Annotated in this window: 14 protein-coding genes; 5 read left to right on the top strand and 9 right to left on the bottom strand. The window is 64.5% G+C overall.

What is annotated here, in order from left to right; translation table 11 throughout:
* Positions 1–510: 510 nt before the first annotated feature.
* From QRM89_RS05485 to QRM89_RS05475, 3 genes are read right to left on the bottom strand one after another with little or no spacing between them, the layout of a single operon-like run.
* The gene (locus QRM89_RS05485) at positions 511–1,497 is read right to left on the bottom strand and encodes a D-2-hydroxyacid dehydrogenase family protein (protein ID WP_228425577.1); all 987 of its coding nucleotides are present in this window, start codon (positions 1,495–1,497) and stop codon (positions 511–513) included.
* Positions 1,497–1,817, bottom strand: a complete 321-nt coding sequence (locus QRM89_RS05480; RefSeq protein ID WP_042595434.1) for a DUF1820 family protein — start codon at positions 1,815–1,817, stop codon at positions 1,497–1,499. The genes QRM89_RS05485 and QRM89_RS05480 overlap by 1 nt, the downstream gene beginning before the upstream one ends.
* 28 nt (positions 1,818–1,845) lie before the next feature.
* A complete protein-coding gene (locus QRM89_RS05475; protein ID WP_012436869.1) occupies positions 1,846–2,538 on the bottom strand; it encodes a rhomboid family intramembrane serine protease in 693 nt (230 codons plus the stop codon).
* 219 nt (positions 2,539–2,757) lie between these two features.
* Here QRM89_RS05475 and QRM89_RS05470 point away from each other — a divergent pair, with 219 nt between their 5' ends.
* Positions 2,758–4,098 (top strand): outer membrane protein transport protein, encoded by a 1,341-nt coding sequence (locus tag QRM89_RS05470; RefSeq protein ID WP_068574604.1) that lies wholly within the window; start codon positions 2,758–2,760, stop codon positions 4,096–4,098.
* Between the two features lie 638 nt (positions 4,099–4,736).
* Positions 4,737–5,438: a 2OG-Fe(II) oxygenase gene (locus tag QRM89_RS05465; RefSeq protein WP_285447558.1), complete on the top strand. Its 702-nt coding sequence runs from the start codon at positions 4,737–4,739 to the stop codon at positions 5,436–5,438.
* Between the two features lie 101 nt (positions 5,439–5,539).
* Here QRM89_RS05465 and QRM89_RS05460 read toward each other — a convergent pair whose 3' ends face one another.
* Positions 5,540–6,634: a PA0069 family radical SAM protein gene (locus QRM89_RS05460; protein WP_228433599.1), complete on the bottom strand. Its 1,095-nt coding sequence runs from the start codon at positions 6,632–6,634 to the stop codon at positions 5,540–5,542.
* Between the two features lie 285 nt (positions 6,635–6,919).
* On the opposite strand from QRM89_RS05460, the gene cls reads away from it, so the two are divergent.
* The 3 genes from cls to QRM89_RS05445 all read left to right on the top strand — a co-directional run bounded on the left by cls (position 6,920) and on the right by QRM89_RS05445 (position 9,502).
* Positions 6,920–8,380: a cardiolipin synthase gene (cls, locus tag QRM89_RS05455; protein WP_011035272.1), complete on the top strand. Its 1,461-nt coding sequence runs from the start codon at positions 6,920–6,922 to the stop codon at positions 8,378–8,380.
* A gap of 74 nt (positions 8,381–8,454) precedes the next feature.
* Positions 8,455–8,724, top strand: coding sequence for a hypothetical protein (locus tag QRM89_RS05450; RefSeq protein WP_042595429.1), 270 nt, complete (start codon positions 8,455–8,457; stop codon positions 8,722–8,724).
* A gap of 7 nt (positions 8,725–8,731) precedes the next feature.
* A complete protein-coding gene (locus QRM89_RS05445) occupies positions 8,732–9,502 on the top strand; it encodes a pyridoxine 5'-phosphate synthase (RefSeq protein WP_285447462.1) in 771 nt (256 codons plus the stop codon).
* Between the two features lie 77 nt (positions 9,503–9,579).
* On the opposite strand, the gene QRM89_RS05440 is transcribed toward QRM89_RS05445, so the two are convergent.
* The 5 genes from QRM89_RS05440 to QRM89_RS05420 form a co-directional block, all read right to left on the bottom strand.
* A complete protein-coding gene (locus QRM89_RS05440) occupies positions 9,580–9,990 on the bottom strand; it encodes a biopolymer transporter ExbD (RefSeq protein WP_285447461.1) in 411 nt (136 codons plus the stop codon).
* Positions 9,991–11,208: 1,218 nt separating this feature from the next.
* Positions 11,209–11,619 carry a biopolymer transporter ExbD gene (locus QRM89_RS05435; protein ID WP_011035269.1) on the bottom strand — a complete coding sequence of 137 codons (411 nt, stop codon included), beginning with the start codon at positions 11,617–11,619 and terminating at the stop codon, positions 11,209–11,211.
* Between the two features lie 3 nt (positions 11,620–11,622).
* The gene (locus tag QRM89_RS05430; RefSeq protein WP_011035268.1) at positions 11,623–12,045 is read right to left on the bottom strand and encodes a biopolymer transporter ExbD; all 423 of its coding nucleotides are present in this window, start codon (positions 12,043–12,045) and stop codon (positions 11,623–11,625) included.
* A gap of 46 nt (positions 12,046–12,091) precedes the next feature.
* Entirely contained in the window at positions 12,092–12,853 is a 762-nt protein-coding gene (exbB, locus tag QRM89_RS05425; RefSeq protein ID WP_011035267.1) for a TonB-system energizer ExbB, read from the bottom strand.
* 85 nt (positions 12,854–12,938) lie between these two features.
* Positions 12,939–13,496: an energy transducer TonB gene (locus tag QRM89_RS05420; protein WP_014505935.1), complete on the bottom strand. Its 558-nt coding sequence runs from the start codon at positions 13,494–13,496 to the stop codon at positions 12,939–12,941.
* Between the last annotated feature and the right edge of the window lie 241 nt (positions 13,497–13,737).

The raw sequence follows: 13,737 nt of genomic DNA, 5'->3' as shown, positions 1-13,737 counted from the left end.
TGAAAACACCACTTCATCACTAACGATGCTCTGCCGGCTTTTTGCGGGTGCCGCGCTGCTCGATGCATTGATTCGCGCTCACCACCTAAGCTGGGTGACATGTAGTGCACGCACTGCATATCGCGCGAATGCGTCACCGAAATCGATGCGCAGCGCAGCGCAGCAGCACACGACCAGTCCGGATAACGCAGGCCGCAGGTGCGCGTGATGCGTGCCACGCTGCCACCAATACGGCGGGTTTGAAAACCTGGCCGTTGTGTCGGTCATGCGTGCTCCCTGCACGTCATTGCAGGTGGCCAGCAAGACATGCGGTCGTGCCTCTTGGGCGCACGGTGCATCGCAGGACCACGACGCGTGCTTGCGGGAAGCCGTATGGACACATGCGGATTTGCTGCAGCTGTTTTCGCTACATCGTTCTAGAAGAGCAGGTGATGACGAGCCGTTCGCGCATCAGACATCGGCAGCGGCAGCGCAGCAGCAATCCGCAACGCAACCACGCAACCTCACACCCTAACGCGCAACCAGCAATGCCTCAGGATTGACCAGATTGCGCGGTGTGCCAGCAGCGAACGCCAGCACGTTGTCGAATGCGGCCTCGAAGTAGGCCGCGTAGCTGTCGCGTTCCACGTAACCAAGATGCGGGGTGGCCAGCACGCGCGGGTGTTGCAGCAGCGGGTCGCGCGCATCCAGGACCGGTTCGCGCTCGAACACGTCCACGGCGGCGTGCCCGGGCCGGCCGGCGTCCAGGGCCGCGATCAACGCGCCGGGTGCAATCAGTTCGGCGCGGCTGGTGTTGACCAGCAACGCATCGGGACGCATGCGCAGCAGGTCGGCGGCGGTCACGTCATGCCGGGTCTGCGTGCTCAGGCGCCGGTGCAACGACAGCACATCGCTACGTTCGAACAAGGCCGCGCGGTTGTCGGCGATTGCATAGCCATCGCGCGCCGCCTGCGCGCACGACGCCTCGCCGCCCCATACCAGCACCTGCATGCCAAACGCCCGCCCGAATGCGGCCACGCGTTGGCCGATGCGGCCGTAGCTCCAGATGCCCAGCGTGCGCCCATGCAAGGTGCGCCCCAACCCGGAATCGCCCAGCGCCTGCCAGCGGCCTTGATGCAGGGCGCGCTGGTACTCGGTCAGGCGCCGGCTGGCGGACAGGATCAACGCCCAGGTCAACTCGGCCGGCGCGACCGGCGAGCCCACGCCCTCGGTGACCGCCACGCCAAACTCGGTGCAGGCCGCCACATCCACATGCGGGCCGATGCGGCCGGTCTGGCTGATCAGCTTCAACCGCGGCAGGCGCCGCAATAAGGTGGCGTCCACGCGGGTACGTTCGCGGATCAATACCAGCGCATCGGCTTCCACCAGCCGCTCGGCCCATTCGTTGGGATCGGTGGCCAGCGCGCCCAACACCTGCACTTCATGGCCCTGCAGTCGCTGCAGGCAGGGCAGCGCGCGCACGGCGCCCTGGTAATCGTCCGGCACCAGGATGCGCATCAGCGTGGCTTGGTCGACAGCGGGAACGGGGTGACCACCTTGTCGCCGGTGGCGGCATCGCGGATCACCGACTGCCCCTTCTTTTCCACTTCCTCGATGCGCACGATGCTCTGCATCGGCAGGTGCAGCACCTTGGTGTTGCCGAACTCTTCGCGCAGGCGCTCTTCTGTGGGGTCGACCACCAACCCGTCATGCACGTCGAACACCAGCTCGCTGATCTGGTTGAAGCCCCACAGATGGCTGCCGGTGACGTGCTGGGCGTAGAGCTCGTACACCTTGCCGTGATTGAGGAAGGTGACTTTGTACAAGGGCTTGGACATGCGGCGATTATAGGCGCAGGGCAGGGCGCTAGAACCCGTGGCGCTTGCGCAGCCGCCGCGCGATCGCCGCGCGCACATACAACCCATAGACGATGCCGAACACGAAACCGGCGATGTGCGCCGACCACGCCACCATGCCGAAGGCCGGGCCGATATAGGCAAACACCACCTGCAACACCGCCCACGCACCGATCAACAGCGGCGCCGGCACGCGGATGAATTCCAGGAACACGCCCAGCGGCAGCACCACGCCAAGCTTGGCGCCAGGAAACAGCGCCAGATAGGTGCCGATCAACGCGGACACCGCACCGGAGGCGCCGATGATCACCCGGTCCGGCGTGCCGATGGCGAAGATCGCCGCCAGGTTGGAGGCCGCGCCGCCCAGCAGGAACAGCAGCAACAACCGCCAGGGCCCGAGGATGCGCTCGGCCGGCAGCCCGAAGATCAGCAGGAACACCAGGTTCCCCAACAGGTGCGACCAGTCCGCGTGCAGGAACAATGCGGTGAACAGGCGCAGCACGCTGCCGTCGCGCAAGGTGGCCCACCAGTCGCCCAGATTGGAGACGCCGCTGGACAGCGCGCCCCAGTCCAGCCACAGCGTATTGCGCGCCTCGGTCGGGCGGCTGATCGACCACAGATAGGCCAGCCAGACGGCCGCGAACAGCAGCGGCACCGCCCAGCGCGGCGCGGATTTCTTGCGGGAGGGGATCGAGACAAACATCGGAGTGGCACAATAGCGGGTTCACCGTCCTGAACCCACCCCTAACCTGACCGGGCTAATAACGCGCACTTCGTTATTGTTCGGTTAATCGTCGTGGTTATACTGCGTACGGCGTCGTATGTCGGGGGGGGGTCTCCGGCGCGCTCCAGGGCCATGTTGGCCACTGGGCGCGGGCGCTGTACCGACCACTGCAGTCTTTATTCCGGAGAGCAACAACTCATGTCTACCGCTTCCACTCTCAGCCGCGCCACCCTGCTGGCCGTTGGTATTGCCGGCGTGCTGGCCGTTGGCCAGGCACACGGTGCCGCCTTCCAGCTGAAGGAAAACAGCGCCAAGGGCCTCGGCCGCGCCTTCGCAGGTTCGGGCAGCGCCCCGGACGACGCATCGATCATCGCCAACAACCCGGCCGGCATGCGCCAGCTGGACGGCCGCCTGTTCCAGGCCGACGTCAGCGCCATCAGCTTTTCGGCGAAGTTTCAGCCTGAGACCGCGACGTACGCAAACGGCGCGCCCGTTTCCGGCGGCAACGGCGGCGATGCCGGTATGATCGCGCCCGTTCCGGCGATGTATTTCCATATGCCGTTCGGTGAGAACGACAACATGCATCTGGGTACCTCGCTGACCGTGCCGTTCGGCTTCAAGACCGAATATGACAATGACTGGGTTGGTCGCTATCACGGCACCAAGACCGAGCTGCAGGCGATCGATTTCAACGTCGCGTTCTCGTACGACGTGAACCCGTACGTGTCGTTCGGTGCGTCGGTGTTCGCCGAGCGTCTGGACATCGAGTTGGGCAATGCAGTGGATGCCGGCTCGATCCTGGCGCGCTCGCGCGTTCCGGGCTTTGCACCGGGCAACGCCGACGGCTCGCTGCGGATGAAGGGCAACAGCACCGAAGTCGGATTCACGCTCGGTGGCTTGTTCAGCATCGATGAGAACACCCACATCGGCTTCAGCTACCGCTCCGAAGTGGAACACAAGATCACCGGCGCAGACGTCGATTTCAACATTCCCGGTCCTGCCGCGGCCGTGTTCTCACGTGCGGCGCCCGGTACCTTCATCGACACCAGCGGCCGTGCCACGGTGACCCTGCCCGCCAGCGCCACCGCCAGCTTCACCCACAATGTGAACGAGCAGTGGTCGATCATGGCCGACGTCACCCGCACCGCCTGGAGCAAGTTCGACCAGGTAACGCTGGACTTCGCCTCCAACCAGCCCAACACCGTGCTGGACTTCTCCTACCGCGATACCACCTTCGCTTCGCTGGGCGCCGACTACCGCATGAGCGAGACGCTGACCCTACGTGGCGGTGTGGCGTATGACCAGACCCCGACCACCGCCGAGCACCGTGACGTGCGCGTGCCGGACGCGAGCCGCAAGTGGGTGTCGCTGGGTCTGAGCTGGCGTCCGTCGCAGCAGGCCGAATACAACTTCGGCTACACGCACCTGTTCACCAGCGACCCGACCAGCGATACCGTCAGCGCCACCGGCGACCGTCTGGCTGGCAGCTACAAGGTGAAGGGCGACGTGCTGGCCGCATCGATCAACTACAAGTTCTGATCGCCGCTGCTGCATGACGTACGAAAAACCCCGCTTCGGCGGGGTTTTTTTTGGGGCGCAGGTATCTCCATGGCATGGATTCGAGGCGCCGGGGCACGCTGCATCTGAACTGGCGGAGGCGCAGGGCGTCGCCTCAATGGAGGTTTCGCATTGAGGCGCGGCTGCGGATGCGCTGCAAACATCGAGGAAACGCAGGCAAGGTTTTTCTGGGTGTGCCAGCAGTACATCGCGCTAAGCATGGAAGTTAGCGACTCGCGCACCAGCAAATCTGGGAAGCCTGCCGAGGCAAAGTGCAGGGCCTCTCCATGTCGGCGCGAAGATCCCGGCCGAAGTTCAGGGCAGCGCCACCGCACCGCCGACCTTGCGCGCATGCGCAACAGCCACTTTGCTTTTACGGAACAGGCGAGTTGCGCGACCTCGCCTTGCAGCCAGTGATGCATCGTCGCCTGCATGTTCGTCGCTGATTGCGGTGCGCCGCCGCGGGCATCAACACCACGACCAATGGCACGACATCGCTCTGGCCTCGTCGTTGCGCAGCGCGGTGATCATCGACGCTGCGCAGACGCCGCGTGCGTGAGCGTGCCTCACCGCCACCCAGGGCTGTGCAGCACAGCGACGACGTTGCTATGGTCCTGCGTATGGACCAACCCGACTTCATCCAGATCACCGACGATGCCGTTTCGCGCGACGACTGCGCGGCGATCGTGCAACGCATGCGCGACAGCCAGCAGCTGCAGCCGGGCCGCATCGGCAGCGGCGTGTTCCCGGACCTCAAGCACAGCCGCGATCTACGCATCAGCGGCCTGGCCGACTGGGCGGCGGTGGAAAACCGCCTGCAACAGGCCGTCTTCGAGGGCCTGCTCCGTTACCTGCGGCAGTATCCGCAGGCGTTGATTTCGCCATTGATGCTGCAGGTCACCACCGCAGACGGCACTCCGCACCGATTGGTCGCCGAGGACATCGCGCAGATGAGCGATGCGGCCTTGAGCGACCTGGCGCGCACCTGCCTGCGCCCGGGCGCCATTAACCTGCAGTGGTATCTGGCCGACCGGGGCGGCTACCCGTACTGGCACTGCGAACTGTATCCGCGCGACGCCGGCGCGGAGACCCTGCACCGCCATTTGCTGTGGACGCTGTATCTCAACGAGGAGTTCGAACAGGGCGAGACCGAATTCCTGTTCCAGCACCGCAAGGCGCGCCCACGCACCGGCAGCCTGCTGATCGCCCCCACCGCCTTCACCCACACCCACCGCGGCAACCGCCCGGTCGGTGGCGACAAGTTCATCGCCACCAGCTGGATTTTGTTTCAGTCCGCGCAGGCGCTGTACGGCGGGGAATAGGGAATCGGCAATGGAGAATCGCACCAGCAGACCTGCGCTGTTGCGGTGGCTCTCGCCGTTGCGAATCCCCAATCCCCAATCCCCACTCCCGATTCCCCGCTCTAAAACAGCTGCCCCTGCGGCGAGTCCTTGACCGGTTTGGGCGGCGGTGCCGGGCGGCGGAATTGTTCGGTATCCAATGGCGGGGTGCGGCGGGTGTCGAAGCCGGCGCGGCGATGCGCCAGCGCGAAGCGGCGCGCCAGCAGGTCCGCGTACACGCCCTGGCCGCGCATGCGGGTGCCGAAGGTGCTGTCGTAGTCCTTGCCGCCGCGCAGTTGGGCGATGGTGCTCATCACGTGCTCGGCGCGCTGCGGGTGGTGGGTCTGTAGCCACTCGCGGAACAGCGGTGCCACCTCGTGCGGCAGGCGCAGCAGCACGTAACCGGCACTGCTGGCGCCGGCATCGGCGGCGGCCTGCAGGATCGCTTCCAGCTCGTGATCGTTGATCCACGGGATCACCGGCGCGGCCATCACCCCAACCGGCACGCCGGCCTCGTGCAGGCTGCGCATCGCGCGCAGGCGCGCATGCGGCGCGGACGCACGCGGTTCCAGCCTGGCCGACAGATGCGGATCCAGCGTGGTCACCGAGAAGTGCACATTGACCAAGCGCGCGCGCGCCAGCGGGGCCAGCAAATCCAGATCCCGCGTGACCAGGGCGTTCTTGGTGATCAGCGTGAACGGGTGCCGCGCCTCCCACAGCACTTCGATCAACTGCCGGGTCAACCCGCGCTTGCGCTCGATCGGCTGGTAGGCGTCGGTGTTGATGCCCAGTGCGATCGGGCTGGGCACGTAACTGGGCCGCGCCAGTTCGCGGCGCAGCAGCTCCGGCGCATTGGTCTTGGCGAACAGCCGCGTTTCGAAGTCCAGCCCCGGCGAGAGGTTGAGGTAGGCATGCGAGGGCCGAGCGAAACAGTAGCTGCAGCCATGCTCGCAGCCACGGTATGGATTGACCGACTGCGAGAACCCGATGTCCGGCGACTGGTTGCGGCTGATGATGCTGCGCGCGGTCTCGTCGGTGACCTGGGTGCGCAATGCGGGCGGCGCGAACTCGTCGCTATCGTCCACGTGCCAGCCATCGTCCACCGCCTGCGGCGTGGTGACCTCGAACCGTCCGGGCAGATGGCCGGTCGCACCCCGGCCCTTGATCGCGCTTGCCATGCCGGCATGCTACGGCGGCCGCGTCTCACCTGCTGGGATCAGCCCGCTGGCATGGATGAAGGTTTCAGCCTTCGTGGTCGATGTAATGCCCCCATGTCTGGGCAGAACGCTCGCCTCGGCAACGGGCACTGCAGCGCGACGTTCGGTAGGCCCCATACCGAACGCAAGACGTGTCTTCGCTCATTGAGCCCTAATCCGCAGCTCGCCCGTGCATGTGCTGCCAGGGTCGCCAGTGCAGCAGCCGGCAGTCATCGCAGCAGAGCGTGTGCGCCGTAGAATCCGCGCATGCTCGCACTTGCACAGGGCGCGTGGGATTGGCTGGCCGACATTCCCCACCTCAAAGCGCTCCTCTTCGCCGCCTACGTGCTGTATCTGCTGTGGATCGTCAGCTGGATCATCCTGCAGAAGCGCGAGCCGGTGGCCACGCTGAGCTGGGTGCTGTCGCTGGCCGCGCTGCCGTATCTGGGCCTGCTGATCTACTACTGGCTGGGCCCCCAGAAGGTCAAACGCCAGCGTCTACGCCGCGGGCGGTCGCGTTCGGGCATGGAAAGCTACAGCAGCGTGTGTCCGCCCGATGCCGATTGCACCGAGCTGGCCAAGATCGCCCAATCCACCACCGGCCTGGCCCCAAGCAGCGCCACCGAAGCGCTGTGGCTGGTGGATGGCGCGTCCACCTATGCGGCGATCATCGAGGCGATCACACAGGCGCGCGACCATATCCACCTGGAGTACTACATCTTCCAGCCCGACCGCAGCGGCATGCCGATCTGCGAGGCCTTGATGGAGCGCGCGCGGGCGGGGGTCAAGGTGCGGCTGTTGATGGATGCGGTCGGCTCCTCGGCGATGACCCGGCGCACGTTGCGCACGCTGCGTGCGGCCGGCGTGGAGACCGCCTGGTTCCATCCCACCCAGCTGCTCAAGCCGTTCAAGCGCCCGTGGTTGAACCTGCGCACGCACCGCAAGTTGATCGTCATCGACGGCCGCATCGCCTTCACCGGCGGCATCAATGTCACCGACGAAGAGAACGAACAGGTTCGCCCCGACGCGTTTCGCGACCTGCATGTGCGTCTGCAAGGCCACGTGGTGCGCAGCCTGCAGCTGGTGTTCCTGGAGGACTGGCTCTACGCCACCCGCCAGGCCCAGGGCGCCTTCCATGGCCAGCAGCTGTGGCCGGAGGATGTGCCCACCCGCAAGCAGGGCAGCATCGATGCGCAGGTGCTGGTGTCCGGCCCCGATTCGTCCTGGGAAGCGATCCACCGGCTGATGGTGGCCGCCATCCACGAAGCCAGGCATCGGGTCTGGCTGGTCACGCCGTACTTCGTGCCGGGCGAGGCCGCGCGCATGGCGCTCACCTCTGCGGCGCTGGGCGGGCTGGACGTGCGCCTGCTGATTCCGCGCGTCAGCGACTCGCGCCTGGTCACCTATGCTGCGCGTTCGTATTTCGATGAACTGCTGGAGGCCGGCGTGCGTATCTACGAGTACGGCCCGCGCATGTTGCACACCAAGGCGCTGATCGCCGACGACGATGTCTGCATCGTCGGCAGCGCCAATTTCGACAGCCGCAGTTTCCGGCTGAACTTCGAGCTATCGATGCTGTTCCGAGACCAGGCAGTGGCCGCCGAGCTCGCCGGCATGATCGGCACCGACATGGCCCAGGCACAGGAAGTGCGCTTCAACCTGCGCCGGCCGTTTTGGCGATCGCGCCTGCCGGAAGCCTTCGCGCGGCTGCTGTCGCCGCTGCTCTGACCACCGCGCCGCGCCCCACGTGGAACCACGCCGGGCGCAGCGCTACACTGCCGCCACTCAACGGGGAGCTCGTCATGCACTGGCTGTTTCTGCTTATGGCACTGGGTGCGCTGGTGCTGGCCTTCAGCACGCCGCATGTGTGGTTGCTGGTGGTGTCGCTGCTGGTGGCACTGCTGCTGTTGCTGCTTTGGACCCGCGGCTGGTTCGCCGCACGCATGGGCGATACCCAGCGCGACACCGGTAGCATGATCGACCCAGCCGAACTGCGCCGGCTGCGCGAGCTGGCCGAAGCCCGCAAGGCCGCTGCACTGGCTGCCGCGCGCGACGGCGAGCCGCAGGCCTAAGCAGCGCGTGAGCACTCACCTCAGCGTCAACGTCAACAAGATCGCGGTGCTGCGCAATTCGCGCGGCGGTCAGGACCCGGATGTAGTGCAGGCCGCGCGCAGCTGCATTGCAGCCGGCGCCCAGGGCATCACCGTGCATCCGCGCCCGGACCAACGGCATATCCGCGCTGACGACGTGTATACGCTCAGCACACTGACGCGCACGCACGGTGTGGAATTCAACATCGAAGGCAATCCGTTTGCCCCGCCGCGCGCCGGCTATCCGGGCTTGCTGCAACTCTGCCAGGCCACGCGCCCGCAACAGGTCACCCTGGTGCCGGATGGCGACGGCCAACTCACCTCCGACCATGGCGTGGACTTCGCCCGCGATGGCGCGCGGCTGGCGCCGTTGATTGCCGCCTTCAAGGCTCTCGGCTGCCGCGTGAGCCTGTTCGTGGATGCCGGTAATCCGGAGATTGCGCAGGCGGCCGCGCTGGGTGCCGATCGCATCGAGCTGTACACCGGCCCGTACGCCGAGGCCCATCACCACGGCCAAGCGCAACCGTCCCTGGCCCTGTTCGCCGATGCTGCCAGGCGTGCCCACGCGGCCGGCCTGGGGATCAATGCCGGTCACGATCTGTCGCAGCACAACCTGGCCGATTTTCTGGCCGGGGTTCCCGGCGTCCTGGAGGTCTCGATCGGCCACGCCTTGATCGGCGAGGCGCTGTATCAGGGCCTGGAACCGACCGTGCGCGCCTACCTGGCGATCATAGCTAACGGCGCAACCACAGCCGCCTAGGCACGGGATTTAGCGAGCCGCGCGCAGTCCACGCAACATGCAGCTGCGCGTCCGTCACGGACGCGCAGCTGCATGACTTACTGCACGAAACTGATCCGGCTGACCTGCGCGTTCTTGGCCGCCGCCAGCACCTTGGCAAGCACCGCGTACTGCGCGTCAGGGCTGGCAGTGATGTGCAATTCCGGCTGCTGCTGGCTGCTTGTCACCTGCATTTCTTCGCTCAAGCGGGCCTGCAGTTGCTGCAGCGGCAATGGGCTGGCGTTCCAGAACACCTGGCCGTCGGCGTCCAGCCGCAGGGCGATCGGCTCGGGCGGCACGGCCTGCACCAACTGTTGCGGCGTGCGCTGTGGCAGACCCACCACGATCGGCCGGGCCAGCATGGGCGCGGTCACGATAAAAATAATCAACAACACCAACATGACATCGACCAATGGCGTGACGTTGATGTCCGCCAGTGGCTCCCGGTTCCCTGTCGTACTGAAAGCCATGACCTGCCTCCTGTGCTGTGGTTGTGGGTGCTGCACGATCGAGCATACACCCGGGATTGCGGGTGGGAAGGGCGGGGCAGCTGTGGCTCACATAGCGCATCGGCCGCGCAGTCGAGCTTGCGATGCGTGCAATCGCGCTTCGCCCAAGCACTTTCGTACCCACTCAGCCCGTGCCTCTCCGTACTCGAAATGGCCATGAGCGTTTGGAGGCGGCAACACGATGTTGCCAGCATTGATGGACTCAGCGCCGACTAGGCATCAGATTCGATGTTCAAGAAGAGGTTGCCCGAAAGGCGGATGCGCTTGGGTGGAGTGGAAGTGCGTTTCTAGATGGATGTCAGGTTTGAATGTATGAGCGTCCGCAGATCGCATGCGAATGCCGCTCGGCATGTCGTCCATCGCTTCACTATTTACATATTGGATGGCGCTTGCCGCTTGGGGTTGCCACAGCCGACGCCAGCAGGTGGCGCGCGTTGGGCGGAATCAGGTCCTAACGAAGCTGCATGCTCCGCACTTCGGGAGAAGATATACCCAAGACGAATGACGATGAGACGTGGACCGGAATGTGCAGACATGCACGTCAGGTTTGCATGTGCGAGCGTTCGTCGATCTCAGGCGAACGTCGCTCTGCATGTCAGCTCATCAAGGCATCCCATCAAGCCACTGCACACGCGTTCGAATGCACGTGTCAGCTGTTTGGTTGGTCACGGAAATCGCAAGCACGAGTCACAAGCTCGTTGCGTATGCGCGGCACTACTTAGCGCATCTCTGTGTGCATCTCTGTGTGCATCTCTGTATGCATCTCGGCGATAAGGCATCGCGTTCGATGCGATGCGATAGAAGCGATCTGCAGCTAGTGCGATTGCTTGCCAACCCATCGCAACGCACGCCTTTTCCCAAGACTCGCTTGATAGGTACGCAGCGCAAGATGCCTTGAGTATGGCCCGGATCACTGGCACCGATGTACCTGCAGAACGTCAGCGACGTGCTAGTGACTGCCAATCAACTCTTCATCAGCGAGGCCGTTTCAACATCGCATCGCTGCCGTCCGCACGCGTGGATCAACAACGACTCACCGATTGCATCCACTATTTGATCGGCAGCATCGAATGCGCATGCGCGGCACCCTCGCGTCATCACCGCACACAAAAAAACGCCACCGTTTCCGGTGGCGTTTGCAGTCGCGTCATGACTGTTGTGTTGCGGTCGTGCGATGTCTTACTGCATGAAGCCGATTTTCTTCATCTGCGAGTTCTTCGCCGCGGCGAGGACCTTGGCCATCACCTCGTACTCAGCATCCTCGTTGGCATCGATGCGCAGCTCCGGCTGATTGGTCGGATCGGCCTGCACCACTTCTTCCATCTTCTGCTGCAACTGCGCGACCGGGGTCGGGCTGTTGTTCCAGAACACCTGGTTGCTGGCGTCGATCCGCAATTCGATCGGCGGCGGCGGTTCGGTCGTCTGCGGTGGCGGGTTGAGCACCCGCTGCGGCAGATCCACGGCGATCGGGTAGGTCATGATCGGCGCGGTCACGATGAAGATGATCAGCAGCACCAACATCACGTCCACGAGGGGCGTGACATTGATGTCGGCCATTGGGCCGCGGTTTCCACCGGTACTGAATGCCATGGCTTACTGCCCCTTCTCTTTGGTTGCAACGAAGCCGACGTCCAACATGCCCTGACCCTGCGCGATCTTGGTGATCTCGTTGATCGTACGCATCTTGGTGGTGCGGTCGCCGCGCAAGTTGAGCGGCGGTTGCGGGGTCTGCTGTGCGGCGGTGGACAGGCGCGACTCCAGGGCTTCCTTGGAGATCGGCTCGTCGTTCCAGTACAGCGACCCGTCTTCCTTGACGGCCAGGGTGATCGGTGCGGCGCGCTTCTCCGCATCTTCCTTCTGGATCAAGTTGGCCTCTGGCAGCTCCACCTTGACCTTGTGGGACATCAGCGGTGCCGTAATGATGAAGATGATCAGCAGCACCAACATGACGTCCACGAGGGGCGTCACATTGATGTCGGCCATCGGGCCGCCGCTGTTTCCACTACTGAAGGCCATAACGGGCTCCGTCTAAATCGTTGCGAAGGCGTTCTTTACTACCGGATTAGCGAACGCGCGAACCGGTGGCGAAGAAGTCGTGCAGGTCGTGGGCAAAGGTGTCGAACTTGGCGATCACCGAGCTGTTGACCTTGGAGAAGAAGTTGAACGCGAACACGGCCGGGATTGCGACGAACAGACCGATCGCGGTCATGATCAGCGCTTCACCCACCGGGCCGGCAACGGCGTCGATGGAGGCCGAGCCGGTTGCACCGATCTTGATCAGCGCACCGTAGATGCCCCACACGGTACCGAGCAGACCGACGAACGGCGCGGTTGCACCGACGGTCGCCAGCAGGGTCATGCCCGACTGCAGCTTGGTGCTTTCGCGGGTCACGGCCTGACGCAGAGCGCGGTCGACGAACTCCGAACGGCTCAGGCTCTCGCCCATACCGCCGGTGCTGCCTTCGGCACGCTGGTGGTGCGCAGCAGCCTGGGCTGCATCCAGTGCGATCTTGGAGAACGGCTCGGAAGCCGGCTGCTCTTCCATGGCGCGGATGGCGTCCTGTGCATTCGGGGCATCCCAGAACGCGGTGGTGACGCGGTCAGCCGCGCTCTTCAGACGGGTGGCGCGGAAGATGTTGATGACAGTCCAGTACCAGGAGGCAGCGGACATGGCGATCAGGGTGATCAGAACGACCCAGGACACGGCGAAGTCGCCGGGGCTGGAGGTCATTTCGGTGATCAGGTGCTCAAAGCCCATCTGCGAAAGAGCGGCCGACGGATTGGAGCCCCCTGCAGCGGCGGCGATAACGAATTCCTGCAGCATGACGCTTACCTTTGTTGTGTGTGGTGATGAAGGGTGGAGCGAAAGGAAGACAGGATCCTGGGCCGGCCGCAGCCGGCCCGTGGGATCAGTTCAGAGCAAAGTTGACCGGGACGCGGACGCGGCCGGCGGCTTTCTGCCCATTGACAGTGGAGGCGTTGAACTTCCACTTGCGTGCTGCGTCCATCGCGGCACGGTCAAGGTCGCGGTTGCGGCTGGACTTTTCGACCGACACATTGGTCACGTTGCCGTTGGCATCCACATCCACGATCAGGATGACCTCACCTTGGACACCGGCACGGAATGCGGCCGGCGGGTACTTCGGTGGGTTCATGTTCTTGGACGAGATATCGACGCTGGCACCGATGTCACTCGGTGGAGCCGGCGGAGCTGGCGGGCTCGGCGGCGTGACGATATCGCTCGGACGCGGTTCGGGAACGTCGACCACCGGAGCTTCCGGCGGCGGCGGAACCGGTGACGGTTTCGGCGGCGACAGATTCTTGACCGGCGGTGGCGGCTTGTCTTCCGGCGGCGGCGGCGGCGGCGGCGGCGGGGGAGGAGGCGGTGCATCCACCAAGGTGACCATGGTGGTGCGCTCCTTCTCGGCCGGAGCCTTCGGCGCGACTGCAGGGATCAGCAACATCATCAATGCAGTAAGGTGCAGGGCAATTACGAAAGCAATGCCGATAATGCGGGCCCAGCTCAGACCCTGGTTCCCGGCATCATAGTCATGCCTGTGGATAACGAGTTGTTCCGTCATGCGCCAATGGCTCTTTCAGTGGGGGCCCGGATCACTGTGATGATCCCCAGGTTTTCGGACGGCTTTGACACCGCAGGAACTCCCAAGCTTATACCAATCCCGAGTCCTGTAACCACTAAAAACACAG

Source organism: Xanthomonas sp. LMC-A-07 (assembly GCF_030208825.1).
GTDB classification, from domain to species: domain Bacteria; phylum Pseudomonadota; class Gammaproteobacteria; order Xanthomonadales; family Xanthomonadaceae; genus Xanthomonas; species Xanthomonas campestris.
This window is presented reverse-complemented; position numbering and strand designations above follow the sequence as displayed.

What these genes read in the sequence shown, in the direction of transcription:
- QRM89_RS05485 (WP_228425577.1), bottom strand. Translation starts at nt 1,497, where the DNA reads ATGCGCATCCTGGTGCCGGACGATTACCAGGGCGCCGTGCGCGCGCTG.
- QRM89_RS05480 (WP_042595434.1), bottom strand. Translation starts at nt 1,817, where the DNA reads ATGTCCAAGCCCTTGTACAAAGTCACCTTCCTCAATCACGGCAAGGTG.
- QRM89_RS05475 (WP_012436869.1), bottom strand. Translation starts at nt 2,538, where the DNA reads ATGTTTGTCTCGATCCCCTCCCGCAAGAAATCCGCGCCGCGCTGGGCG.
- QRM89_RS05470 (WP_068574604.1), top strand. Translation starts at nt 2,758, where the DNA reads ATGTCTACCGCTTCCACTCTCAGCCGCGCCACCCTGCTGGCCGTTGGT.
- QRM89_RS05465 (WP_285447558.1), top strand. Translation starts at nt 4,737, where the DNA reads ATGGACCAACCCGACTTCATCCAGATCACCGACGATGCCGTTTCGCGC.
- QRM89_RS05460 (WP_228433599.1), bottom strand. Translation starts at nt 6,634, where the DNA reads ATGGCAAGCGCGATCAAGGGCCGGGGTGCGACCGGCCATCTGCCCGGA.
- cls (WP_011035272.1), top strand. Translation starts at nt 6,920, where the DNA reads ATGCTCGCACTTGCACAGGGCGCGTGGGATTGGCTGGCCGACATTCCC.
- QRM89_RS05450 (WP_042595429.1), top strand. Translation starts at nt 8,455, where the DNA reads ATGCACTGGCTGTTTCTGCTTATGGCACTGGGTGCGCTGGTGCTGGCC.
- QRM89_RS05440 (WP_285447461.1), bottom strand. Translation starts at nt 9,990, where the DNA reads ATGGCTTTCAGTACGACAGGGAACCGGGAGCCACTGGCGGACATCAAC.
- QRM89_RS05435 (WP_011035269.1), bottom strand. Translation starts at nt 11,619, where the DNA reads ATGGCATTCAGTACCGGTGGAAACCGCGGCCCAATGGCCGACATCAAT.
- QRM89_RS05430 (WP_011035268.1), bottom strand. Translation starts at nt 12,045, where the DNA reads ATGGCCTTCAGTAGTGGAAACAGCGGCGGCCCGATGGCCGACATCAAT.
- exbB (WP_011035267.1), bottom strand. Translation starts at nt 12,853, where the DNA reads ATGCTGCAGGAATTCGTTATCGCCGCCGCTGCAGGGGGCTCCAATCCG.
- QRM89_RS05420 (WP_014505935.1), bottom strand. Translation starts at nt 13,496, where the DNA reads ATGATGTTGCTGATCCCTGCAGTCGCGCCGAAGGCTCCGGCCGAGAAG.